A 22,263-nucleotide genomic window follows, 5' to 3' on the forward strand; every position below is an offset into this window, starting at 1 on the left:
GGCATGTTCTTCATCGACCCCTCCAGCCATGAGATCGGCCGCAGTCCAAGCTCCGCTCCGGCGGCCTACACGCCCTCGGTTCGCTGGGGACTCGGTGTCGATGCCGACGACTTCCGCCTCTCCCCAGGCGCCTGCTCCGATCGGTTCTCCTTTCATCTGCTGCGCCACGGATCCCCCCTGCTGGCGGGCTACTGGGGCCTGCGCACCCGCATCTTCTGCGAGGAGCAGCACCTGTTCGAGGCTTCCGACCGCGACGCGAGCGATGACCTCGCCTACCCGATCGCGGCCCTGACCCACAGCGGTGAGAACGCGGGTTCGGTGGTGGGGGTAGTGCGCATTCTCGAGACCAGCCCAGGCCTCTGGTATGGCGGCCGTCTGGGGGTGGCCGCCGACTTCCGAAGGCACAATCAGATCGGCAAAGGCCTGATCTGGAAGGCTGTGACCACGGCCCATGGCTGGGGCTGCCGGCGATTTCTGGCCACGGTGCAGATTCAGAACGTGCGCTTCTTCAGGCGCCTGCACTGGTGTTCGGTGGAGGCCCTGGAGATCCGTGGCGTCAGCCACCATCTGATGGAGGCCGACCTCGACTACTACGTCCCGTCGCATGAGCGGCGGCCGGAGCTGCCACCCGTGCAGCCCCTGCCCCAGGCGGCATGAGCGAGCCCGATCTGGAGGTTCTGGTCTCCCGGCTGCGCCAACTGGCTGGGTGGCGCGGCAAGACCGACATCCAGCGGCCCGCGGCCCATTTTCCCCATCTCCCCTTCCCGGCCCTCGGCATTGCGGCGGCCCTGGGCGACGATGCCGCCCTGTTGCCCGCCGCCGCAGGCTCGCTGCTGCTGGCCTGTGAGGGCCTCCATCCCGAGCTGGTGGAGCAGGACCCCTGGTTCGCGGGCTGGAGCGGAGTGCTGGTGAACCTCAGCGACATCGCCGCCATGGGCGGGCGGCCGCTGGCGATGGTCAACAGTCTCTGGAGTGGTGATGCCAGGCACGCCGATCGCATCTTTGAGGGCATGCGCGTGGCTTCTCAGACGTTCCAGGTGCCGGTGGTGGGAGGACACACCAACCTCCACAGCCCCTACAACGCTCTTTCAGTGGCCGTGCTGGGAGTGGCGGCTGGCCCGGTGCTCTCGGCCCGCTTCGCACGCCCAGGTGACCATTGCCATCTGCTGATCAACACCAGCGGCCATGTCCATCACCCCTACCCCTTCTGGGATGCGGCCACCAGGGCGGAGCCCGAGTTGCTGCGCCGTCATCTGGCCCTGATGGCGGAACTGGCGGAAGCCGGCACGGTCCATGCGGCCAAGGACATCAGCATGGGAGGGCTGATCGGCACGGCCGTGATGTTCGCTGAAGCCGCGGGCTGCGGCCTGGAGCTTGATCTCAACGCCATCCTTCCGCCGCCGGGGCTGAGCATCGACGACTGGCTCAGCTGCTTCCCCAGCTATGGCTACCTGTTGGCCGCCGTTCCTGAGCAGGACGGGGCCCTGGAGGCGGCCGTGGCGCCGTTCGCTGACCTGCAGCTGGCCTGCATCGGTCGGTTCGGGCCGGTTGGTGGGGGGCTCAGCCTGCGACAGGCTGGGCGCTGCCATGAGCTCTGGCGCGGCGGTGAGACACTCACGGGATTCGGGGCCCGGTGCTGACGCCTACCACTGGTGCTGGTTGCTTCGGGGAGGATCCGCCCCAGTTCGTCCATGCCAAGGCTCCGTGCCCGAAGTCCACCTGCAACTGGCTTGGCCCGATGGCCGCACCACGGTGCTCTACTCACCCTCCACCGTGATCCTGAACTACCTCCAGCCCGGCCAGAGCCTGGAGGTGGCTGAGCTGACCAGCCGGGGGACTCAGGCCCTGCGTCTGGCCTCCGAGCGGGTGCGGGCCCGTTATGGCTTCGCCTGCACCCGGACCCACGAGGAGGAGCGCCAGTTGCTCCATACCGCCGCGGCCTACGCGGATGATCAGCTGGTGCGTATCAGCGCCCCATGAGCCAGCTTGCTGTACGACAACATCTTCCGTGACAGTCTTGCCGCAAGATTGTTCCAGGTCCAAGTGATGCCTACCTTGCAGTGATGCCTGCCTTGTCATGATTTGAATGAGCCAGCAGATTGCGAGCGATCGCGTCTTCCTCGGCTCCTCTTAGGGCGACAGGGCGGCCAGTTGCCTTGTAGTGCGTAATATTCTTGTATTGCTTCTCCATAACTTCCAGCAGAGAGTGGCCTTCCCCCGGTAGCGCTTGATACGTAGTGAGGTCGTGGATTCAGTTAGCCATTGATAGATCAATATAGTGTCTGTTTTGACCGAGATCACATCCCAGGTTGCAAAGCCTCCGCTGCCACCGTTCAACCAGGAATCGGCGATACAGAAAGCAAGAATGGCGGAAGATGCCTGGAATTCCAGGGACCCCGTCAGAGTATCGCAGGCATACACGGAAGACAGCTACTGGCGTAATCGCTCAGAATTCATCACGGGACGCCAGGAAATTGTGGCATTTCTGAAGCGCAAGTGGGCCAAGGAGAATGGCTATCGACTGATCAAGGAGGTATGGGCTTGGCACGACAACCGCATTGCGGTCCGTTTTCAGTACGAGTGGCATGATGAAATCGACCAGTGGTATCGGGCCTATGGCAACGAAAACTGGGAGTTCAGTGATCAGGGTCTGATGAGACGGCGTGAGGCCAGCATCAACGATGTGCCGATTGCCGACGAGGATCGCAAATTCCTCTGGCCGCAGGGACCGAGGCCACAAGACCACCCTGGTCTCACAGAACTCGGCCTTTGATGGGATATGTTCGGGTCACCACTTCTTGTAAGCAAGGAACTTGCCGCACATGGTGACCTTGACTCGGTCACCGGCTGGATGTTCCACTTTGTCGACCTCCAGGGTGAAGTCGATTGCACTCATGATGCCATCACCGAATTTCTCCTGGATGACATCTTTCAACGGCAGACCATACACCTGCATGATTTCGTAGAAGCGATAAATGAGGGGGTCGGTGGGGAGCACAGGATCGAGACACCCCTTCACTGGAGGTGTGGAGAGTTCGCTGGCCAGGCTGGGATCGAGATCCAGGGCTGCCAGAAGGATCTGTGCTTCCTCCGGTGAGGCCGTGGCCTGGCCGTAAAGCAGGCTCGCAATCCATACTTCATCACGATTCAGAAGTGATTCCAGCTCGGTGAAGCTGATCCCTTTCCGGCGCTTGGCGTTGAGCAGGGTGTGGCTGAGAGGGGTCAGTGGGCTCATGGCTTAATCGAAAAAGTGGGGGAGCCATGAAAGAGGGAGCTACCTTCTGGCTGGCTTAGATTAGCCGCAAAAGGATCTTCCATGTTATGGGGGCTCCCATTCAGTTGCCACTGCCCTACCACTGCCCTGCCACTGCCTCCCACGCGTGTGAAGCACCATTGCTATTGCTACCCTTTCAGGCCGATACTTCGCTGCTTGATGAACCCTTCTGTCGTTGCTGAATATGTTTGTCAATATAGAGAATCCAGGAACTAGTCTTTCCCGAGTTGCTCGGGCCAGAGTGGTGGGCAATCTCCATCTGCACACTCCATCCACTGAAGGGCTCGACCCCGGGATCGTGTTTCTGCTGCAGCCCACCCTGCAGCGCGATGGAGGCTACGGACCCTCCGGTTCTGGCTTGGCGATCTCGTCTGCGGGTTGCTGTATGTCCGGATCGTGGACGATCTGTTGAATAACCCTTTGCGGGAAGGGAATCTCGATGCCCTCCTCGCTGAAACGGTGCCAGATGGCGCTGCTCACTTCGCTTTTAATGCTGGCATTGTTCATCGGATTCTCGATCCAAAAGCGCAGGGCGTAGTTGATGCCGGAATCGCCGTAGCTGAGCAGCAGGGCCTTCGGGGCCGGCTGGGGGAGCACCCGCGGTGAAGCCAGAGCCACCTGCTCCAGCAGGCGAATCACGGTTTCAGGGTCATGGCGGTAGGCGGCCGACACGTCCACCTGGCTGCGGCGCATCCGATCGCTGCCGGTGTAGGTAGTGGTCGTTGTGGTGAAGAAGTCCTGGTTGGGGATCACCAGCTCGGCGTTGTCGCGGTCGCGCCAGAGCACAGCCGCCCGCAACCCGAGGCTGCGCACCTCGCAGGGGTCGCCATCGATGAACAGGATCTCGCCAGGGCGCACGGAACCTTCGAACAGCAGCCAGAGGCCGCTCACGAAGTTGGAGAACACCTCCTTGATGCCAAAGCCGAGCCCGACCGACAACCCGCCGGCCACGGCGGCGATCGCCGTGCTGTTCAGTCCGATGCGCCTGAGCACCCAGAGCGATCCCACGGCGATCACCACATAGCGGCTCACCAGTTCCACCGCCACCCGGGTGCTGCTGGAGAAGCCCAGCAGCCGCTGCAGCAGATCCCCCAGTCCCACCACCGCATATTCCGACACCACCACCAGGAAATAGGGGATGGTCAGGATCAGGACGATGCCGCTGGCGGTGAGCGGCTCGCCGAACAGGGTGATCAGGGGGATCTGGCCCACATCGATCAGGGAATCCAGCTGGTTGATCAGGGATCCCACCACCAGCAGCGCGAACAGGGGACGCACCAGCTGGCGGTAGAGGCGCTCGATGCTCGCAGCGGTGAACCAGCGCCGCGCCACCAGTTGCACCAGGGCCAGCACCATCCAGAGGCTGAACAGCTGCGCCACGTAATGGGCCAGGCCGTTGGGGAATCCCAGCCAGCCCAGCACCAGAGCGTTGAGTCGCAGGCCCAGCAACAGGCCCAGGCTGCCGAGGAACTCCAGCCGGTGGCCGCGACCCAGCAGCTGGGGCCGGATCCAGATGGCGTAGATGGCGTACAGCACAGCCCCGCTGAGCACCTGGAGCATCACCTGGGGCCTGGTCAGGTAGCCCAGCCAACCGGAGATCTCATAGAGAAAGAGGCGCATCGGCGATCGGGCGGACGACGGAGCTCAGGGCTTTCTGGAGGGAGGTGCAGCGGCTGGACCCGCCTGAAGGGTCCTGAGCACGTCGGAGGGCGCCACAGCATTCACGATGGCGCGCTCCAGAACCTCGTTGATCCAGGCCAGGCGTGTCTCAATCCGGTCAGGATCCCTGAAGCTCATCAGCTGGGCCCGGTCGAGGCTCTCCGCCAGGGCCGCGAACACAGCGGAGCTCTTGCTGGGGATCAACACGGTGCTGTTCACCGGCAGGTTGCCGGGGGCAGCCAGCATCAGCCGTTTCTGGTTGAGCCGGTTGAGTGTGAACAGCACGAACTCCTTGGCCAGTTGGCGCTGACGGGGTGTGGAGTGCCGCCCGAAACTCCACACCTTCAGTCGGGTGAGCCCCTGAGCGGGCTCGCCAGCGCGGCCCGGCAGCTCCGACACCCCGAACGAAGACCCCAGCGCCTTGCCGAGCCGCTCCAGCCAGAGGCTGTTGCAGCTGATCCAACCGAGCCTGCCCTCCTCCAGCCGCTGGACCAGGTCAACCGGTTCATCCGCGAACTCCACGTTCTGCTGCAGGTTGGCGTTGTTGAGCCAGCTCAGCCAGCGCAGCAGGTCCTGGCGGTCGCTAGCGCTGATCATCAAGCCGGCGTCGGCCGAGGCGGGCTCCTCCAGCAGGCGCTCAACGGCCGCATTGGCCTGGAGTGCGCTGCTGGTCCAGTAGAGATCCGTGAGCCGCAGGGGCAGGCCGATCCTCAGGCCCTTGGCGCTGAGGCCGATCAGCTCATTGAGTTCGCGCGGTGGTGTGGGCACGCGTCGCCGGTCGAAGCAGGCCAGTTCCGGCTGCGCCAGCAGGGGCACGGCCAGCAGGTGGCGCCCGACGCGGAAATCATCGAGAAAACGCGGTTCGATGTCTTTGAGCCGTTGGGGATCCAGCTCCACCGGCTCACTCAGCTTCTGCTGATTCAGGCGCAGGGCCGTCACCACCCGGGTCACCATCAGATCGGGGCCGAGCCCACGGGAGGTGCGGAAGGCCGTGGAGCGCAGGAAGGCGTCGCTGGGCAGATGGCGGACGTGGATGTTCACGCCCGGGTTCACCTGGCGGAACTCTTCGATCAGCCTGCGGGTCCGCTTCTGGCTGTCTCCCAGCTCCACCGCATTGGTTTTGACGGAGTCAGTCTCCACATAGAGGAAAAGGCTGTCGGACCCTCCCCAGCCCTGGCAGCCGCCGCAGAGCAGGATGGCTGCCAGGGCCCCGAGGGTTCTGGCAGCAATCCTGCTCATGGGGCCTGAGCTGGAACGGCCTGGCCCACCAGCTGCTCACTCACTTCCCAGAGGCGCCGGCGGATCTGGGGGTCGAGGGCCGCTGGCGCGATCCGCACCTGGGTCGGCCAGCCCCGCATCCCTCCCCATTGATCGGGGCCGTATTGCTCACCGCCCCGGGCTTCGGGGGAGGTGGCGGCGTAGAGCTGGGGCAGGGCCCCCATGGCGGCGCTCTGGAAGAGGGGGTCCATCAGCCGGTAGGCCAGCTCCTCGAGGCGGGAGCCGTTGGACGCCACCGACGCCGGCTGCAGGTTGGTGCGGGCCAGCCCGGGATGGGCGGCCAGAGAAGCCACCGTGCTGCCTGCCGCCGCCAGGCGCTCGTTCAGTTCCAGCGCAAACATCACGTTGGCCAGTTTGCTCTGGCTGTAGGCGGCCCAGCGGTCGTAGCGCTGCTCCGATTGCAGGTCGTCGAAGGCGATCCGCCCGAAGTACTGGGCGCCGGATGTCACCGTCACCACCCGGGCGTCGGGGCGGCCCTCCATCAGAGGCAGCAGGGCGGACGTCAGGGCGAAATGCCCCAGGTGATTGATGCCGAACTGCAGCTCGAAGCCGTCCCGGGTGAGGCCCCGGGGCGGAGCCATCACGCCGGCGTTGTTGATCAGCAGATCCAGGCGGCCGTAGAGCTCCCGCATCCAATCCGCCCCGGCGCGCACACTGGCCAGATCGGCCAGATCCAGTTGCAGCACCTCCATCCCGGCCGCCGCCGCGGGCAGCAGCTCGTCGCGGGCCTCTTCCCCCCGGCGGCGGGAACGGCAGGCCAGCACCACCGTGGCCCCGCGGCCGGCCAGGGCCCGGGCCGTCTCCAGCCCAAGCCCGCTGTTGGCTCCGGTGATCAGGGCAATGCGGCCGCTCTGATCAGGACTGTCGGCCATGGTCCAGGGCATCGGGTTACTCGTCGCTCAAGTCAGTCATCGTGTCGCGCGGGTTTCCATCAGCGTGGGCCCCACCCAGAAGGCGCCCGGATCCTGCCGAGCCGCCGCCATCTCGGCCTGGGCCCGCCTGGCCTCACCGTCGCTCCAGAGCCCCTGGCGGATCAGCTCCGGGCCGTAGGTGGTCACGAAACGCTCCAGCCAGCGCGCCCCTCCGTCGCCCAGGCGCCCCACCACTGTGAGAGGCCGCAGTTCATCGATGCGAAATCCCCGCTGAGTCAGCAGCCTCGGCAGACGCCGGTTCACGTCCGGATCCCCGCCGGCGGCCAGGAAGCTGGCGTGGGCGGCACGGCCGAAGCTGGCTACCCCCTCGGCGCCTGGATGCAACCCGAAGCTGCTCCAGTGGATGTACTCGTGAACGATCAGCCGCGCGCCCGGCCTCAGCTGGGCGGCGAGCCGATCGAGCAGGGGGTCGAGTTCGCCCAGGAACATCAGCACCCAGCGGCACCACACAAGGTCGAAGGGTTCCTCGGGCAAGGGATCCCGGCATAGGTCGTGCTGGCGCACCTCCAGCTGGTTCAGGCCCGAAGCGGCGCCACGGGCAGCTGCCACGTAGGCCGCACTCAGCTCCAGGCCCAGCACGTGGCCTTCAGGTCCCACCTCCCTGGCCAGCTCCATGGACACGAACCCAGGGCCGGCACCCAGATCGAGCACCCGCTCCCCAGGTTTCAGGTCAGCCCGGCGCCAGGCACGCCGAGCCTCCGGCAGCCAGAGCTCGTGCTGACGCCGGAGTCGCTCCAGTTCGCGGGGGTCGGTGCCGAGCAGGTAGGTGTCGGTGGCCACCGGTGTGTGCGTGGTGAGCTCAGGTCAGTGTGACCCGAAGTTCAGTCTTCGCCGGGGAAGAGCAGCTCGGCCAGCTCGTCGGGATCGACGTCGTAGACGCGGGCCAGGGAGGTTTCGATCGCCGAGGTCACCTCACCGGGCAGGAAGCGCATGGAGTTGAGCGCGTCCTCGGTGATGTCGTCTGTGAGCAGTTTCTCTTCACCACCGAGCTTCTCGTCGTTGATGACCGCCATCACCCAGCTCTGGTAGGCGTAGACCAGATCGGAGAACTCGAGCTCCGGGTCGTTCAGATCCAGGGCCATGGGCGTGTCCTGTGCAAGCTCTTGCAGTTTGCCCCCAAGGGCGGCCCTGAGGCGGTTCAGGCCCGCCAGCCGTCGCTCCTGTGCGGAACTCCTGATCAGCCACCATGCTTGCGGCAGCCTGGATCCCAGCCGCCATTCCCCATCCGTGACCTCAGCCGGTGCCAGTACTGACCAGGCCACGGCCGTGCAGGCCGGGCTGTTCGATTTCGCCCTGGGTGAGCTGGTGCGTCAGCACCGCGCCAGCTTCCCGCCGCTGTGGACCACCGAGAGCTGGGCGAAGCTGCTGATCTGGCTGGCGCTCAACTGCGGTGCCGATGGCAGCCGCGAGGGTCTGGAGGCCTTCGCCGCCGCCATCGGCCCTCGCACCATGGCCCGGATGCGGCGGCTTTTCTTTGAGCGGGAGCTGGTGGCGATCAATCTCAAGCTGATGGCGGATCCCGCCGAAGCCCAGGTGCTCGCCCTGCCCCTCGAGCCCGCCGGCGGAGAGGGCGGGCTGGCCGCCGCCACCCTCGCGGATGCCCTGGAGCAGGTGGGCCTGGCGGCGCAGGTGAGCACCGATCCGCACAGCTGGGTGCGCCATGAATCCGTCGTGGCTATCCCCTGGCTCGGCTGAGAGCGAAGTGGGCCTGTTCCTACGGTGCCAGCTTGAGGGAGGCCCGCCATGCGCCTGATCGCCACCTACAGAAATCCTGGCTACGACGCTCTCGCCGATGCGGCCCTGGGCTTCTATGAGCGGCGGGAGGATCTGCGCCGCCCTGGCGTCGCCTTCGGCAACGATCCTGCCCAACCCGCCAAAGTCTCGACCGATATCAGCCTGGTGGCGATCGATCGTTCCGACCCCGAGGCCCATGGCCTGGCTGAACTGATCGTGCGCGGGGTGTCCGCTGGACTGAAGCGCTACCTCCAGGAGCGTCCGCTCCTCCTGGAAGTGTGCCCGGAGCGCTCCCTGTTTGTGAACCCGATCTTCAACCTGCAGCGCTATGCCCCAGGCGAGGGCTTCCGCAGCTGGCACTGCGACTGGACTACCAGCGAGGAGGCCACCGAGCCGATCCGGCGTGTGCTGGCCTGGATCCTGTATCTCAACACCCTTCCCGATGGCGGCACCGAGTTCCACTGGCAGGACCACCATGAGGAGGCCGAGCGGGGCAAGCTGCTGATCTTTCCGGCCAGCCCTTCGCACACGCACCGGGGCCGCGTCAGTCAGGAGCACACAAAGACGATTGCCACCGGCTGGATCAACGCCGGCACGCTGGAGGCCTACATCGCCCGCCTCGCCGCCACTTGAAGCCCATTGGAAGTTTCAAAGTCCGGTCACAAAGATCCACTGCTGAGATCACTTAAGTTTGTAGATCGAAGCTCTGATCATTCCGGGCCTGCATCCTTGCTCGAGTCGCGAAGCACTCACATCAGGGCCGGCATCCGGCTCATGAACACCATCGTCAATCCCTCGCTGACCACAACCGCAATCCGCAGGTTTCTGCCGTTGCCATCTGCGCATCAGATGGCTCCTGAGAGAGGCCTGTAGGCACTTTTAAGGCCGGGTAAAGATTTCGGCGGCCCTGAGCGGTCCCCGGCTGGCCTTATTAGTTTTCTGGGTGAGTAACCATCCTTTGCGCCTGCCTTCCGATGCCTCTCAACGAGTACAAGTCGGGCTCCGCCTTCCCCGGTGTGATCGGCCGCACAGCCGACGTGTCGACCCCGGCCTGGCCAGAGCCCAACCGGGCTCGGGAAGGGGCGCCGAACGTGCTTTACATCGTGCTCGACGACACGGGTTACGGCCAGCTCGGCTGCTACGGCAGTCCGATAGCCACGCCGAACCTGGATGCCCTGGCGGCCGATGGATTGCGTTACAGCAATATGCACACCACGGCGCTGTGCTCGCCGTCGCGATCCTGCATGCTCACGGGTCGCAACCACCATTCCAACGGGCTGGCCTGCATCACGGAAGGGTCGATGGGCTATCCCGGCTCCAACGGATACATCCCCTTCGAGAACGGTTTTCTCTCCGAAATCCTGCTGCAGAAGGGTTACAACACCTACGCAGTCGGCAAGTGGCATCTCACTCCTGCGGAAGCCACCTCCGCGGCCGGCCCCTACGACCGCTGGCCCCTGGGCCGCGGCTTCGAGCGCTTCTATGGCTTCCTTGGTGGCGATACGCACCAGTACTACCCGGAACTGGTGCGCGACAACACCCAGGTGGAGCCGGAGAAAACTCCAGAGCAGGGCTATCACCTCACGCCTGATCTGGTGGAGAAGGCGAAAGCGATGATCGCCGATGCCAAGCAGGTGGCACCGAACAAGCCCTTCTTCATGTACTTCTGCGCCGGCGCCATGCATGCGCCCCACCATGTGCCGAAGGAGTGGGCCGACAGGTACAAGGGCCAGTTCGACGATGGCTGGGACGCCTATCGCCAGAAGACGTTCGCCCGCCAGAAGGAGCTGGGTATCATTCCCGCCAACACCGTGCTGTCGCGTCACGATCCCGACGTGCAGGACTGGTCTTCTCTCTCGGCCGATGAGCGTCGCTTGTATGCGCGCATGATGGAGGTGTTCGCCGGCTTCCTGGAGCACACCGACCACTACATCGGTGAGTTGATCCAGTTCCTCAAGGATCTGGGTGAATACGAGAACACCCTGATCATGGTGATCTCCGACAACGGCGCCAGCTCCGAGGGTGGACCCACAGGATCTGTGAACGAGGGCAAGTTCTTCAACAACGTTCCCGAAAACCTGGAGCAGAATCTGGCGGCCATAGACGACATCGGCGGACCGAAATATTTCAACCATTACCCCTGGGGCTGGACCCACGCTGGTAACACCCCTTTCCGGCGCTGGAAGCGCGAAACCTACCGGGGCGGCACCAGCGATCCGTTCATCGTGAGCTGGCCAAAAGGTATCAACGCCAAGGGGGAGATCCGCAGCCAGTACGCCCATGCGATCGACATGGTGCCCACCGTGCTCGATGCGCTCGGCATCGAGGCTCCAACCTCGATTCGCGGAGTGACTCAGAGCCCGATCGAGGGCTTCAGCCTGGCCTCCTCGTTCGACGAGGCCACTGCCCCGAGCAGGCACATCACCCAATACTTCGAGATGTTCGGCCATCGCTCGCTGTATCACGATGGCTGGCGGGCCGTATGTCCCTGGCCCGGTACTTCCTTCAGCCAATCAGGCCGCCGCTTCGGCGATCCGATCTCCTACGATCAGCTGATTCAGCTCGATGCCCACGGCTGGGAGCTCTACAACCTCGAAGACGATTTCGCTGAAACCAACGACCTTGCCGCCAGCGAGCGTGATCGCCTGATCGCCATGATCGGCATGTGGTACGTGGAGGCCGGCAAGTACAACGTGCTGCCGATCGACAGCCGCGGCACCCAGCGTTTCGGTGTGGAGCGTCCTCAGATCGCCCCCGATCGCCAGCGCTACATCTATTACCCCGGCACCCAGGTGGTGCCCACGAACGCCGCCCCCAGGGTGATGAACCGCCCCCACTCGATCTCGGTGGAGGCCGTGGTGCCCGAAGGCGGAGCCGATGGGGTGTTGTTCAGCATGGGCGGCAACGACGGTGGCTTCGCGTTCTATGTGCAGAACGGCATCCTCACCTACGGCTACAACTACGTGGCCGATAGCCACTTCCGCATCACCTCCACGGCGTCGATTCCCAGCGGCCATCACATCTTCAGCATGGAGTTCACCCCCACCGGTCCGGCGGACATCGCCAACGGCAAGGGCACTCCTGCAGACATCAAGTTGTTCGTGGACGGCCAGCCGGTGGGTGAGGGGAATCTGCCGGTCACGATTCCCCTCAGTCTTGGCCTGGCGGCTGGCGCCGCCGTGGGTGCAGATCCCGGCTCGCCCACCATGCCTGATTACAAGCCACCTTTCGCCTTCACCGGCACCGTGAAGCGGGCGTTGGTGGATGTGACCGGCACATCGGTGGAATCGCTGGAGGAAAAGATGCGCATGATCCTGGCGCGTCAGTAGTTGCCCTTCGCAGCGCTGGCGCCGGAACCAGTCGCTGCGATCCAACTTCTGCTGCCCCGTTGCAGGAAGCCAAGCAGGTGTTCAACCATCACCTCGATTCCGATGCTGGCCGTCGGAGTCACGGCAGGCCGGTCAAGCTGGTTGCGCACCGAGCGCGTCACTACCTGGCTCTTCGTGGTGGCTGTCGGCAGCATCACGCTCGCGCGTGGTCACCTTTTCTCTGGCGTTCTGGCACGTTGATCGTGGCGGTCCCGAGGCTCGCTTCAATCGCCTGGTCATCCAGGCGGATTGGTTCTTTCCCCAGGAGGGGGTGCCCGATGCCGTGCAGCCCCACCGGAGCCATCCCCCTCAACGCATGGGCGCAGCTGAGGTTGATGTTGCAGAGCACAGTCTCCCAGCTGACCATCGCCGTGATCGCGGCCCGGGCCATCAACATCCTCAGCACGTGAGCGCAATGCCATCAAGACGGTCGCCACCGGCTCGATTAATGCCGGCCCTTGCAGTGACATAGGCATGGCAGGCATCCACACCGATGTTCCCCCTCGCTCCCGGATTTTCGGTGGATCCGCGGCATGACGGAAATCAAGTCGATCATGAAGAAGATCACTCCTGAGGAATACCACCTGCTCCAGCGACTGCGGCGCAGAAAGCCTGGTCTCAATCCTCCCACCGATAAGCCGACCTGGGGTCAATACCTTGCCGATCGCGTCGCAGCTGTGGTTGGTTCCGGGAGCTTCACTCTCATTCAGAGTGCCATTCTGATTCTCTGGATACTTGTCGATGTCAGTATCAAGAGCGAGCGCTGGGATCCCTACCCATTCATTCTGCTCAATCTGATGCTTTCATTCCAGGCGGCCTACGCAGCGCCGATAATCATGATGAGTCAGAACCGTCAGGCCTCCGTATCTTGCGGGGGGTTGAGATAATGGAGCTGAACGTGTTGCTAGATGAGCAACGGCGGCAGTTGCTGCACATGGGCGAACTGCTGCAGGATCTTCAGGCACCTTGAAATTGCATCCCCGCCTCCCCTGGCCTCCGCCCTGACCTTTGCCTCACCTACGCGATGAAGATTGATCCCGAGCTGCGTCGCCGGACCCTGCGGGCGGCCGTGGCCCTGCTGGAAACGGCCCACGATCCGGAGCACGTTTTCCCCCATGCGGTGCCGCTTCTTGATGCCCTCGCCAGCTCCCCGATGGGGGATCTGGGCCGGGCGGAGCTGCTGCAGAATCCCGCTCTCAGCGCAATTGCCTCCGAGCGCTACTGGGGCCCGTGGCCCTCTGCCGAGGAGCTGCGGGCCCTGCCCAGCGGGAGCCTTGGCCAGCTCTACCAGGCTCGTTTTGACCGGCTCGGGCTACACGCGCCGCCGCCGCCTGCCACCACTGGTATGGATGGCCAGGGCGCTTACCTGCAACAGCGCTTGCGCTCTACCCACGACATTCACCACACCGTGCTCGCGATTCCGGTGGATGTGCCGGGCGAAGCGGCGGGTTCGGCGTATTACGCCTCGGCCCTGCGCCAGCCGGGCGCTGCCGCCGTGTTGACGGCCTGGATCTTTCACGGCTTCGAAGTCCCCACGGTGAACGAGCGCCTATGGGATGGCATCCGCTTCGGCCTCGAGGTTGCCCGCCTCGGCCCCAGTCTGCTGGCGATGCGCTGGGAGGAAGGCTGGGAGCGGCCGATCGCCGACTGGCGTCAGCGGCTGGGTCTCACCGATCTTCTTGCGGCGACCCCATTCGCGGAGGAACTGGCCCTGTTGAGCTGAGCCCCTTTGAGACGATGGGTCGATCGCTCTGACCGCTCCCCTGCCGTGACCGAGGCCTCCGCCGCCCAGACCCCTGACGGCGCCTTGCCCAAGACTTACGACCCGGCCGGCACTGAAGCGCGCTGGCAGGCGGCCTGGGAGGAGGCCGGCGCCTTCCACCCCGATCCGAACGCCCCGGGGGAGCCTTTCAGCGTGGTGATCCCGCCGCCGAACGTGACCGGCAGCCTGCACATGGGCCACGGCTTCGAGACGGCCCTGATCGACACGATCGTGCGCTTTCAGCGGCTGCGCGGCCGCAACGTGCTCTGCCTGCCCGGCACCGACCACGCCTCGATCGCGGTGCAATCGATCCTGGAGAAACAGATCAAGGCCGAAGGCGGCAGCAAGGACGATCTCGGCCGCGACGCCTTCCTGGAGCGTGCCTGGGCCTGGAAGGAAGGCAGCGGCGGCACGATCGTGGGCCAGCTGCGGCGCCTGGGCTACTCGGTGGACTGGAGCCGTGAGCGCTTCACCCTCGATCCCGGCCTCAACAGAGCCGTGGTGGAGGCCTTCGTGCGGCTGCACGAGCAGGGGCTGATCTACCGGGGCGAATACCTGGTGAACTGGTGCCCGGCCTCGGGATCGGCGGTGAGCGATCTGGAGGTGGAGATGAAGGAGCTCGACGGGCACCTCTGGCACTTCCGCTATCCCCTCAGCGGCGGGGCCACATCCGATGGCACCGACCACCTGGTGGTGGCCACCACCCGACCGGAAACGATGCTGGGCGACACCGGCGTGGCCGTGCACCCAGGCGACCCCCGCTATTCCGCTCTTGTGGGCCGCACGCTCACCCTGCCCCTGGTGGGCCGCCAGATCCCGATCGTGGCCGACGAGCACGTCGATCCGGACTTCGGCACCGGCTGCGTGAAGGTCACCCCCGCCCACGACCCCAATGATTTCGCGATCGGTGCCCGCCACGGTCTGCCGCTGATCACGGTGATGGCCAAGGACGGCACGATGAACGCCGCCAGCGGTCGCTTTGCCGGGCTGGATCGCTTCGAGGCGCGCGCGGCGGTGGTGGCGGCGATGGAGGCCGAGGGTTGTCTGGTGAAGGTGGAGCCCCACCGCCACAGCGTGCCCTTCTCGGATCGCGGCAAGGTGCCGGTGGAGCCGCTGCTCTCCACCCAATGGTTCGTGACGGCGGAGCCGCTGGCCGCCCGCTGCCGTGAGGCGCTCGATCGAGGTGAACCCCGCTTCGTGCCGCAGCGCTGGGAGAAGGTGTACCGCGACTGGCTCACCGACATCCGCGACTGGTGCATCAGCCGCCAGCTCTGGTGGGGGCACCGCATCCCCGCCTGGTTCGTGGTGAGTGAAACGGGTGGCGTGATCAGCGAGGCCACCCCCTATGTGGTGGCCCGCGATGCCGAGGAGGCCCGCGCCAAGGCGGAGGCGCAGTTCGGTGACACCAGCCGGGCTGCGGGCCGCCAGCTGCAGCTGGAGCAGGACCCCGACGTGCTCGACACCTGGTTCTCCAGCGGCCTCTGGCCCTTCTCCACCCTGGGCTGGCCGGATGAAACCAGCGCCGATCTGGCGGCCTGGTATCCCACCAGCGTGCTGGTGACTGGCTTTGACATCATCTTCTTCTGGGTGGCGCGGATGACGATGCTCGCCGGCGCCTTTCTGCAGGAGGACGGCGTGCCGGTGGGCGGTCGCAGCAGCTGGATGCCCTTCGCTGACGTGATGATCCACGGCCTGGTGCGGGATGAGAACAACCGCAAGATGAGCAAGAGCGCCGGCAACGGCATCGATCCGCTGCCGTTGATCGAGCGCTACGGCGCCGACGCCCTGCGCTTCGCCCTTGTGCGCGAGGTGGCCGGCGCCGGCCAGGACATCCGCCTTGACTACGACCGCGCCAGCGGCAGCTCGGCCACGGTGGAGGCAGCACGCAACTTCGCCAACAAGCTCTGGAACGCCAGCCGCTTCGCGCTGATGAACCTGGATGGTGAAACCCCCGCCAGCCTGGGGGAACCCGATCCGGCGTCCCTCACCCTGGCCGACCGCTGGATCCTGTCGCGCCTGGCAAGGGTGAACGGCGAAACGGCCCAGCGCTACGGCAGCTATGCCCTCGGCGAAGCGGCCAAGGGGCTCTACGAGTTCGCCTGGAACGAGGTGTGCGACTGGACGATCGAACTGCTCAAGCGGCGGCTCAATCCCCGTCCCGCCGCTGAGGGGCATCCCATCAGCCCTGAGTCTCTGGCCGATCAGCGCGTGGCCCGCCAGGTGCTGGCCAAGGTGCTGGATGAGCTACTGGTGCTGCTGCATCCGCTCATGCCCCACCTGAGCGAGGAGCTCTGGCACGGTCTCACCGGCGCGCCCGAAGCCACCTTCCTGGCCCTGCAGCTTTGGCCGGCAGTGGAAGAGGCCGCCCTCGACGCCCCCCTGGAAGCACAGTTCGCTGAGCTGATCGAGGCGATTCGGGTGGTGCGCAACCTGCGGGCCGTGGCAGGCCTCAAGCCGTCACAGGCGGCGCCAGTGGTGTTCGTCACCGGCCGGCCGGAGCTCGCAAACGTGTTGCGGCAGGCAAGCGGAGACATCACCGCTCTCACCCGTGCCGCCTCCGTGGAGGTGCGCGAGAACAAAGCCAGCAGCGCCGCCGATGCGGGCTGCAGCGCGCCGCTGAGCTCCCGTTGCCTGGCGGCCGTGAGCGGCGAACTGCAGGTGCTGCTGCCGATCGAGGGCCTGGTCGACCTCGACGCCCTGCGAGGGCGCCTCGAGAAAGACATTGCCAAGGCCGAGAAGGAGATCAAGGGCCTGAGCGGCCGCCTGGCCAACCCCAACTTCGCGGGCAAGGCCCCACCGGAGGTGGTGGCCGAATGCCAGGCCAACCTGGCCGAAGCCGAAGCCCAGGCGGCGCTGGCGCGGGCGCGGCTGGAGGGGCTTGGCTGAGCGGTTGTCGCCGATCAGCTCCGCTCTCTGCGCCTACAGCCCCTTGCGGTCCAAGGCGTCCGCCAGGCGAGTCACCGCCGAGGCCAGCTGGGCCTGGGTGTCGGGGGGAGCCACCGCTTCTTCCTTGCTCTTGGTGGCCTCAATCGCCCGCACGATCAGGAACACCACGAAGGCGATCAACAGGAAATTGATCAGCGCCACGATCACGGCTCCTGCCGGCCAGGCATTGATCGAATCGACGTTGGCCGCCTTGAGCGCGGGGGTGAGCAGACTGCCCATCACCAGGCTCACCACCGCGTCCACCACCTTGCCGAAGGCGCCGCCGATCACCACCGCCACCGTGAGGTCGACCACATTGCCCTTGTTGATGAAGGCCTGGAAATCGGTGAGGAAACTGGATCGGCGGGCCACGGTCTGATGAACAGATAATCCGTTCAGCCTACGTTTGTGTAGTCGGGGCACCCAGTTCCATCGAAGCTGGAAGGCCAGGGCCATTGCGATTCGCATGGATTCCGCTCTGTTTCTGCTTAATCCACGCCTGGCCTGAGTGAGGTGATGATGACCAGGGACTGGATCGTCTCCCGATCAGCTCCAAGATTTTTGCTGAGGCCTTCCCCCCTTATGGATGTTCCCATTCTCTGGAATTTCGTGATCACATCCTTCGCCCTGATGAATCCGCTGGGCATGGTGCCTATTTTCCTGACTTTAACGGCAGGTGAGCGGAAAGACGTTCAGCGGCTGGTGGCGTTGTTCGTCGCGATCACGGTGCTGGCGCTGCTGCTGGTTTTCATGTTCCTGGGAACGCCTATTCTCAACTTCTTCGGGATCTCGCTTGATTCCTTCCGGATCGCAGGTGGGATTCTGCTGCTTGGAATCGGGATCAACATTGTCAATGGCGTGGAAGTGAATCCATCGCGGACATTGATCAACAAAGGGTCTGAAGCCGGAAGCTGGGCCGAGGCCAGATCTGTCTACCAACAGATTGTGATCCCGATGGCGATGCCGCTGCTGGTAGGGCCTGGAGTGATTGCCAATGTCATCCTCTATGCCAATGAGATCGAATCCATGAAGCAAGACCTGCTCAACTTCGAACTGGTGGGCGGAACGCTTTTGCTGAGCCTGGCCGTCCTGTTGATCTTCTGTTCTGGGAAATGGCTGCAGTCGGTGTTAGGCGACGTTGGGATGAGCATTCTGCAGCGGGTGATGGGCCTGTTCGTTGCGGCGATGGGGGTTCAGTTCATTGCTACTGGTTCTGTCAACACCATTCTCAAGCAGCTGGTTCCGGCGTTCCGTTAGGCCACCAATGCTGATTGGTACGAAAGCACCCGGATGCAGGCCGTGCTAACTCAGCCGAATTCGCCTCCCGGCGCAGCGATCTCGAGTTGGTGATCCACCGGCTCCAGCTGGGGTGCTGGTGGCCGCTCCTCGGCTTCACCGGCTTTCACCTCCAGGGCCTGCTCGATCACCCGATCGGTGAGGGCGTCGAAGTAGGCGGTCAGGGTCTGCTGCAGTTCCAGGAATTCCGGCCAGAGGGTTTCATTCACGAAGCTGCGGCTCAGGCGCGCCATCACGGTGGTGCGTCGCTGGCCGCGATAGCGGTAAGGGGTGATGCCGTAGCGCCGCATCAGTGCCACGAACAGATGGCGCGACCACTGATCCGAGAGGGAGAAGCGGAACTCCACCGGCGGCTCCTCGGATGCCAGCTGGGCGAGACGGGCCTGGATCCGCTCACGGGCCCGCTCGGCCGCCACCCGTTCACCCTCGCTGCCTGCTCGGGCGAATAGCGCCTCAATGCGGCGCAGCTTGTCCACAAGCTGCTCTTCCGGGCTGCCCGGAGGGGCGCTGACGGTTCGGACGCGGCGGGCGATGGGGCTTCTCTCCGGGGCTCTGGCCTGCCAACGTAGGGCTGTCTGCTGGGTCAGTCGCCGTTCGTCCGAGGGACTTGACGCGGGCCAAGCGGCCCTGCCCAGGGTGTCGGCGACAACCCCCGGGGCAGGTAGAGCGGGTGCATCGGATGGCCAGCCTGGCTGAGGCGAAGACAGTGCAGGCCCGGCAGGCGCACGGCCAGCTCGGCGTCGCGGCCCAGATGGCAGCCGTGCACGCCCCAGGCGGCCAGCTTCAGTGTGGCCTGGGCGGCCATGGCCAGCAGATGGTGATCGTTCTCAGGGCCAACCGGATCCACGGCCGCTTTCATGGCTTCAGGACGCCTCGCCCGAAAGGCGAACAGGTTGGTGAGACACAACCCGCCATAGCCCCAGTCCCTGGCGTAACCGATGCAGCGCCGCACGGTTGGATCGTCGCTCAGGGCGTCGGCCGTGCTGGGGTTCAGGCCGATCACCATCACCAAAGCCCCGGCGGGCTCCCACCGCCGCCAGAGGCTGTAGCGGTAGTGGCCACATGGGCTGAAAATGGCGCTCCTCTCCATGGGTCCATCCTCCAGCCATCCGTCCGCCACGCTCACCGGTACCCCTCTCAGAAATCCAACCCCCTTCCTGCCCTGAGCTGATGCCTGAGCCCCCGGACCGTCCAGAGCCCATCCGGCTCGCTCCGCTCTGGACCCGGGCTTTCCATACCTTCAACTTGCTGGTACTGCTGGTGATGGCGTCCAGTGGCCTGCAGATCTACAACGCCAATCCGGTGTTCGGTGGCCGCGGCGGCGCCACCGTTCCGGAGGCCCTCACCCTGGGGGGCTGGCTTGCCGGCGGCCGCGACTGGCACTTCGGTTTCATGGGGCTCTATGCCCTCAACCTCGGTCTCTGGATCGTCCTGCTGCTGGTGCAGCGGCGCCGGCGTCTGGCCAAGGGGGGTGACCTGATCACCATCAAGGGCAGCAGCAACAGCGGCAAGCGCCGACTGGCGAGCCACCGGGTGGTGTACAGCCTGATGCTGGTCCTGCTGGCCTTCAGCCTGATCACCGGCTTGGCCATGTTCAAACCAGCGCAGTTCTGGTGGCTTTCGGGGCTGTTTGCTTTCGGTGAGGCCTTCGGTGTCAGCGCCTGGCAGACCCTGCGGGTGTGCCATTTCGCCACGATCCCTGCCATCGCTCTGCTGTTGATCGCCCACGTGCTGCTCTCATGGCGGATCGGTGGCCTGCGTCTGCTGCGCTCGATGCTCGCTTGAGTTCTGCCATGAGCCGCCACCTGGATCCCCGCCATCGGTTCAGCCGCCGCCGGCTGCTGGGCTTTGGCTTGTCGGGCGGCTCGAGCCTGCTGCTGGGGGGATGTGCCCTCAATGGCTTCAGCGAGAAAGTGGGGGAGACCAGCGAGCCCCTCAATCAGCGCCTGGAAGCCCTGCTGCAGGGCCGAGGGCCGGTGCCGGAATTCCGGCCCGATCAGGTCGATCCCGCTGCTCTGTTGGTCAACAGTTTCAACGGCATACCCCGCCTCAATCCCGCCAGCTATCGGCTCCGGGTGGAGGGTCTGGTGAGTCGGCCGCTCCAGCTCGATCTGGCGGCCCTTGCGGCCATGCCGCAGCACAGCGTGATCATGCGCCACGTCTGTGTGGAGGGCTGGGCGGCGATTGTGGCCTGGTCGGGGGTGCGACTGGCCGATGTGCTCACCCTGGCGGGGATCTCCCCCCTGGGCGGCTACGTCGAGATCGACTCGGCCGATCAGTACTTCGAGAGCTGGGACCGGGCTTCGGCTCTTCACCCACAGACCCTGCTGGCCACGGCCATGAACGGCGCGCCACTGCCCGTGACCAATGGGGCCCCCGTGCGCCTCGCCACCCCGATCAAGCTGGGCTACAAGCTCAGCAAGTGGGTCACGGGCCTGCGGGTGGTTTCAAGTCTGGGGATACGTCGTGGCACCTGGGAAGACCAGGGCTACGAATGGTTTGCGGGTCTATGAGCACGGCAGCCCCGCCGTCCCTGCCAGTGTTGGGCCATCTGCGCGGTCCTGCTTGTGGACCTCTCCCCCTGGCTTGAGGGGCTGCTGCCAGCCCTGCGCTCCCCCGCCGGCGCCGTGGCTTTCGTGCCGCTCTATGCCCTCTGGGTGACGCTGCTGCTGCCCGGTGTGTGGGCTTCGATGCTGGCCGGTGCGCTCTACGGCGCGCTCTGGGGCAGCCTGATCGTGTTCGTGGGGGCGTCGCTGGGCGCCATTGCCGTTTTTCTGCTGGGCCGGCACTGGCTGCGCGGCTGGACCCGCCGCCGGCTGCAGGCTTTCCCGAAGCTGCTGGCGATCGAGCGGGCGGTGAGCCAGGAGGGCCTCAAGCTGGTGCTGCTCACCCGGCTTTCGCCGGCCTTTCCGTTCAGCCTGCTCAACCTGGCCTATGGCCTCAGCGAGGTGAGCCTGCGTGACTATGTGATCGGGCTGACCGCGATCCTGCCCGGCACTGTGCTGTTCTGCGCCCTGGGAGATCTGGCAGGCGATGTGGCCCGCTTCGGCGATGTGCTCCATGGCGAGGCCGATGCCGGCACCTGGGCGCTGCGGATCCTGGGCCTGATCGCCACCGTGAGCTCGATCTGGCTGGCCGGCCGAGCAGCGCAGCGGGCGCTGGAGCGGTTGGACCCGCGCTGAACGGATCCCCAACCCCCGGCCGTTCGTCTGGCGGATCTGCAGGCCCACAGCCTGCGTGATGGCCAGCAGCGGCAGGATAGGTGTCATCCACTCCAGGCTTCACCGGCTGGCACCGTGATCCATTGTTCCCAGCTTCACGGCGCCAGGGGCGCAAGTGCCTTTGGCGCCGTGGCCACTCTGCTGCTGATCGCGCCGCCAGCCCTGGCCGGATCTCCTGCGATCGGTCCAGCCCCGGTGCTGGCCACCAGCTTCCAGGCCCTTTGCGGCGGCAGTCCATGCACGATCGTGCTTGATCAGCGTGGGATCGCCGGACCGGCGGGTTTCATCCCCGCTGCGGGGATCAGCCGCTGGGTCACCACCGGGGCGGGGGGAGATCCTCCGGGCCTGGGCGAGGTGGTGGGCGCCAGCACCCTGAACACGATGAAATCGGCGGCGGCCTTCGTGGTGCCGGTGTACATCACCGCGCCCCTGGGCTTGCTCGGAGGGCTGCTGCGCGGGGCTGGTGGCAACCGCGACGGGGAGGACGGACCGCGGCGCTTCCTGGTGGTGGGCCAGGACCGGGACGGGCGGACGATCGAGCACCAGTTCGAGTTCGTGAACCAGAAGCCGGCCCGCCAGGTGCGCATCGCCCTGGCGATGGTGAGCGGGCTGGCCATGGGTGAAACCCGCCGGCCGGTGGATGAACCGCTGCCGCAGGAGGGGACCGCGGCCTCTCCCAGCGGCAGCGCCGACTGGCCGGCCTACCTGCAGGACCGCGGACTGGTGGAGTGGGCCGCCAGCAATCCGCAACTGGCCGAGGCGTTGCGGCAACGGCTGTTCCCTGCACCTTGAATTCCGCGTCGAACTCGGCCTG

The 22,263-nt window shown here is 65.4% G+C and carries 26 protein-coding genes; 15 read left to right on the forward strand and 11 right to left on the reverse strand.

Going from position 1 to position 22,263, the window contains the following annotated elements; translation table 11 throughout:
• Window positions 1–3 precede the first annotated feature (3 nt).
• The 4 genes from KBY77_RS13915 (at window position 4) to KBY77_RS13930 (ending at window position 2,773) form a co-directional block, all read left to right on the forward strand.
• On the forward strand, window positions 4–657 hold the full coding sequence (locus KBY77_RS13915) for an MSMEG_0567/Sll0786 family nitrogen starvation N-acetyltransferase (protein ID WP_255105678.1): 654 nt from the start codon (window positions 4–6) through the stop codon (window positions 655–657).
• Complete coding sequence (locus tag KBY77_RS13920) at window positions 654–1,640, forward strand: sll0787 family AIR synthase-like protein (protein WP_255105681.1); 987 nt, start codon at window positions 654–656, stop codon at window positions 1,638–1,640. Before KBY77_RS13915 ends, KBY77_RS13920 begins: the two co-directional genes overlap by 4 nt.
• 64 nt (window positions 1,641–1,704) lie before the next feature.
• A complete protein-coding gene (locus tag KBY77_RS13925; RefSeq protein ID WP_255105684.1) occupies window positions 1,705–1,980 on the forward strand; it encodes an MSMEG_0570 family nitrogen starvation response protein in 276 nt (91 codons plus the stop codon).
• Window positions 1,981–2,278: 298 nt separating this feature from the next.
• On the forward strand, window positions 2,279–2,773 hold the full coding sequence (locus KBY77_RS13930; RefSeq protein ID WP_399212925.1) for a DUF1348 family protein: 495 nt from the start codon (window positions 2,279–2,281) through the stop codon (window positions 2,771–2,773).
• Between the two features lie 15 nt (window positions 2,774–2,788).
• Here the strand turns inward: KBY77_RS13930 and cynS are convergent, their stop codons facing one another.
• The 6 genes from cynS to KBY77_RS13960 form a co-directional block, all read right to left on the reverse strand.
• Window positions 2,789–3,235, reverse strand: a complete 447-nt coding sequence (cynS, locus tag KBY77_RS13935; RefSeq protein ID WP_255105686.1) for a cyanase — start codon at window positions 3,233–3,235, stop codon at window positions 2,789–2,791.
• A gap of 375 nt (window positions 3,236–3,610) precedes the next feature.
• Window positions 3,611–4,894 (reverse strand): mechanosensitive ion channel family protein, encoded by a 1,284-nt coding sequence (locus tag KBY77_RS13940; protein ID WP_255105688.1) that lies wholly within the window; start codon window positions 4,892–4,894, stop codon window positions 3,611–3,613.
• Between the two features lie 24 nt (window positions 4,895–4,918).
• Window positions 4,919–6,172 (reverse strand): hypothetical protein, encoded by a 1,254-nt coding sequence (locus KBY77_RS13945; RefSeq protein WP_255105690.1) that lies wholly within the window; start codon window positions 6,170–6,172, stop codon window positions 4,919–4,921.
• Complete coding sequence (locus KBY77_RS13950) at window positions 6,169–7,095, reverse strand: oxidoreductase (protein ID WP_255105693.1); 927 nt, start codon at window positions 7,093–7,095, stop codon at window positions 6,169–6,171. The genes KBY77_RS13945 and KBY77_RS13950 overlap by 4 nt, the downstream gene beginning before the upstream one ends.
• A gap of 24 nt (window positions 7,096–7,119) precedes the next feature.
• Complete coding sequence (locus KBY77_RS13955) at window positions 7,120–7,923, reverse strand: methyltransferase domain-containing protein (protein ID WP_255105695.1); 804 nt, start codon at window positions 7,921–7,923, stop codon at window positions 7,120–7,122.
• 41 nt (window positions 7,924–7,964) lie between these two features.
• Window positions 7,965–8,225, reverse strand: a complete 261-nt coding sequence (locus tag KBY77_RS13960) for a hypothetical protein (RefSeq protein WP_037981045.1) — start codon at window positions 8,223–8,225, stop codon at window positions 7,965–7,967.
• Between the two features lie 145 nt (window positions 8,226–8,370).
• On the opposite strand from KBY77_RS13960, the gene KBY77_RS13965 reads away from it, so the two are divergent.
• The 3 genes from KBY77_RS13965 (at window position 8,371) to KBY77_RS13975 (ending at window position 12,206) form a co-directional block, all read left to right on the forward strand.
• Window positions 8,371–8,838, forward strand: coding sequence for a protein phosphatase (locus tag KBY77_RS13965; RefSeq protein WP_255105699.1), 468 nt, complete (start codon window positions 8,371–8,373; stop codon window positions 8,836–8,838).
• Window positions 8,839–8,886: 48 nt separating this feature from the next.
• Window positions 8,887–9,510 carry a 2OG-Fe(II) oxygenase gene (locus tag KBY77_RS13970; RefSeq protein WP_255105701.1) on the forward strand — a complete coding sequence of 208 codons (624 nt, stop codon included), beginning with the start codon at window positions 8,887–8,889 and terminating at the stop codon, window positions 9,508–9,510.
• Between the two features lie 341 nt (window positions 9,511–9,851).
• Window positions 9,852–12,206 carry an arylsulfatase gene (locus tag KBY77_RS13975; protein ID WP_255105703.1) on the forward strand — a complete coding sequence of 785 codons (2,355 nt, stop codon included), beginning with the start codon at window positions 9,852–9,854 and terminating at the stop codon, window positions 12,204–12,206.
• Here the strand turns inward: KBY77_RS13975 and KBY77_RS13980 are convergent.
• Window positions 12,200–12,400, reverse strand: a complete 201-nt coding sequence (locus tag KBY77_RS13980; protein ID WP_255105705.1) for a hypothetical protein — start codon at window positions 12,398–12,400, stop codon at window positions 12,200–12,202. The genes KBY77_RS13975 and KBY77_RS13980 overlap by 7 nt on opposite strands.
• Entirely contained in the window at window positions 12,400–12,636 is a 237-nt protein-coding gene (locus KBY77_RS13985) for a hypothetical protein (protein ID WP_255105707.1), read from the reverse strand. Before KBY77_RS13985 ends, KBY77_RS13980 begins: the two co-directional genes overlap by 1 nt.
• A gap of 142 nt (window positions 12,637–12,778) precedes the next feature.
• Here KBY77_RS13985 and KBY77_RS13990 point away from each other — a divergent pair, with 142 nt between their 5' ends.
• From KBY77_RS13990 to KBY77_RS14000, 3 genes are all read left to right on the forward strand, one after another.
• The gene (locus KBY77_RS13990) at window positions 12,779–13,132 is read left to right on the forward strand and encodes a DUF1003 domain-containing protein (protein WP_255105709.1); all 354 of its coding nucleotides are present in this window, start codon (window positions 12,779–12,781) and stop codon (window positions 13,130–13,132) included.
• Between the two features lie 137 nt (window positions 13,133–13,269).
• Window positions 13,270–13,968: a Coq4 family protein gene (locus tag KBY77_RS13995; protein ID WP_255105712.1), complete on the forward strand. Its 699-nt coding sequence runs from the start codon at window positions 13,270–13,272 to the stop codon at window positions 13,966–13,968.
• Between the two features lie 45 nt (window positions 13,969–14,013).
• Window positions 14,014–16,893 carry a valine--tRNA ligase gene (locus KBY77_RS14000; protein ID WP_255105714.1) on the forward strand — a complete coding sequence of 960 codons (2,880 nt, stop codon included), beginning with the start codon at window positions 14,014–14,016 and terminating at the stop codon, window positions 16,891–16,893.
• Between the two features lie 33 nt (window positions 16,894–16,926).
• Here the strand turns inward: KBY77_RS14000 and mscL are convergent, their stop codons facing one another.
• On the reverse strand, window positions 16,927–17,304 hold the full coding sequence (gene mscL / locus KBY77_RS14005) for a large conductance mechanosensitive channel protein MscL (protein ID WP_255105716.1): 378 nt from the start codon (window positions 17,302–17,304) through the stop codon (window positions 16,927–16,929).
• A gap of 210 nt (window positions 17,305–17,514) precedes the next feature.
• Between mscL and KBY77_RS14010 the strand changes: the two genes are divergently transcribed.
• Complete coding sequence (locus KBY77_RS14010; protein ID WP_255105719.1) at window positions 17,515–18,189, forward strand: MarC family protein; 675 nt, start codon at window positions 17,515–17,517, stop codon at window positions 18,187–18,189.
• A 50-nt stretch (window positions 18,190–18,239) separates the two neighbouring features.
• On the opposite strand, the gene KBY77_RS14015 is transcribed toward KBY77_RS14010, so the two are convergent.
• Window positions 18,240–18,704: a hypothetical protein gene (locus KBY77_RS14015; protein WP_255105722.1), complete on the reverse strand. Its 465-nt coding sequence runs from the start codon at window positions 18,702–18,704 to the stop codon at window positions 18,240–18,242.
• 107 nt (window positions 18,705–18,811) lie between these two features.
• Window positions 18,812–19,318 carry a DUF1643 domain-containing protein gene (locus KBY77_RS14020; RefSeq protein WP_255105725.1) on the reverse strand — a complete coding sequence of 169 codons (507 nt, stop codon included), beginning with the start codon at window positions 19,316–19,318 and terminating at the stop codon, window positions 18,812–18,814.
• Between the two features lie 80 nt (window positions 19,319–19,398).
• Here KBY77_RS14020 and KBY77_RS14025 point away from each other — a divergent pair, with 80 nt between their 5' ends.
• The 4 genes from KBY77_RS14025 (at window position 19,399) to KBY77_RS14040 (ending at window position 22,241) form a co-directional block, all read left to right on the forward strand.
• Window positions 19,399–20,013 (forward strand): cytochrome b/b6 domain-containing protein, encoded by a 615-nt coding sequence (locus KBY77_RS14025; RefSeq protein ID WP_255105727.1) that lies wholly within the window; start codon window positions 19,399–19,401, stop codon window positions 20,011–20,013.
• An 8-nt stretch (window positions 20,014–20,021) separates the two neighbouring features.
• A complete protein-coding gene (locus KBY77_RS14030) occupies window positions 20,022–20,741 on the forward strand; it encodes a molybdopterin-dependent oxidoreductase (protein WP_255105729.1) in 720 nt (239 codons plus the stop codon).
• Between the two features lie 54 nt (window positions 20,742–20,795).
• Window positions 20,796–21,410, forward strand: a complete 615-nt coding sequence (locus tag KBY77_RS14035) for a TVP38/TMEM64 family protein (RefSeq protein ID WP_399212934.1) — start codon at window positions 20,796–20,798, stop codon at window positions 21,408–21,410.
• Between the two features lie 168 nt (window positions 21,411–21,578).
• On the forward strand, window positions 21,579–22,241 hold the full coding sequence (locus KBY77_RS14040) for a hypothetical protein (RefSeq protein WP_255105731.1): 663 nt from the start codon (window positions 21,579–21,581) through the stop codon (window positions 22,239–22,241).
• The last annotated feature ends 22 nt before the right edge of the window (window positions 22,242–22,263 follow it).

It is taken from the genome of Synechococcus sp. Cruz-7E5, from assembly GCF_024345995.1.
GTDB lineage: Bacteria > Cyanobacteriota > Cyanobacteriia > PCC-6307 > Cyanobiaceae > Regnicoccus_A.

Bases quoted from the DNA above. Each gene is read 5' to 3' on its own strand.
- cynS (WP_255105686.1), bottom strand. From the start codon at position 3,235: ATGAGCCCACTGACCCCTCTCAGCCACACCCTGCTCAACGCCAAGCGC.
- KBY77_RS13940 (WP_255105688.1), bottom strand. From the start codon at position 4,894: ATGCGCCTCTTTCTCTATGAGATCTCCGGTTGGCTGGGCTACCTGACC.
- KBY77_RS14025 (WP_255105727.1), top strand. From the start codon at position 19,399: ATGCCTGAGCCCCCGGACCGTCCAGAGCCCATCCGGCTCGCTCCGCTC.
- KBY77_RS13970 (WP_255105701.1), top strand. From the start codon at position 8,887: ATGCGCCTGATCGCCACCTACAGAAATCCTGGCTACGACGCTCTCGCC.
- KBY77_RS13950 (WP_255105693.1), bottom strand. From the start codon at position 7,095: ATGCCCTGGACCATGGCCGACAGTCCTGATCAGAGCGGCCGCATTGCC.
- KBY77_RS13990 (WP_255105709.1), top strand. From the start codon at position 12,779: ATGACGGAAATCAAGTCGATCATGAAGAAGATCACTCCTGAGGAATAC.
- KBY77_RS13985 (WP_255105707.1), bottom strand. From the start codon at position 12,636: ATGGCCCGGGCCGCGATCACGGCGATGGTCAGCTGGGAGACTGTGCTC.
- KBY77_RS13960 (WP_037981045.1), bottom strand. From the start codon at position 8,225: ATGGCCCTGGATCTGAACGACCCGGAGCTCGAGTTCTCCGATCTGGTC.
- KBY77_RS13995 (WP_255105712.1), top strand. From the start codon at position 13,270: ATGAAGATTGATCCCGAGCTGCGTCGCCGGACCCTGCGGGCGGCCGTG.
- KBY77_RS13920 (WP_255105681.1), top strand. From the start codon at position 654: ATGAGCGAGCCCGATCTGGAGGTTCTGGTCTCCCGGCTGCGCCAACTG.
- KBY77_RS13980 (WP_255105705.1), bottom strand. From the start codon at position 12,400: ATGCTGCCGACAGCCACCACGAAGAGCCAGGTAGTGACGCGCTCGGTG.
- KBY77_RS14020 (WP_255105725.1), bottom strand. From the start codon at position 19,318: ATGGAGAGGAGCGCCATTTTCAGCCCATGTGGCCACTACCGCTACAGC.
- KBY77_RS13945 (WP_255105690.1), bottom strand. From the start codon at position 6,172: ATGAGCAGGATTGCTGCCAGAACCCTCGGGGCCCTGGCAGCCATCCTG.
- KBY77_RS14010 (WP_255105719.1), top strand. From the start codon at position 17,515: ATGGATGTTCCCATTCTCTGGAATTTCGTGATCACATCCTTCGCCCTG.
- KBY77_RS14030 (WP_255105729.1), top strand. From the start codon at position 20,022: ATGAGCCGCCACCTGGATCCCCGCCATCGGTTCAGCCGCCGCCGGCTG.
- KBY77_RS13975 (WP_255105703.1), top strand. From the start codon at position 9,852: ATGCCTCTCAACGAGTACAAGTCGGGCTCCGCCTTCCCCGGTGTGATC.
- KBY77_RS13915 (WP_255105678.1), top strand. From the start codon at position 4: ATGTTCTTCATCGACCCCTCCAGCCATGAGATCGGCCGCAGTCCAAGC.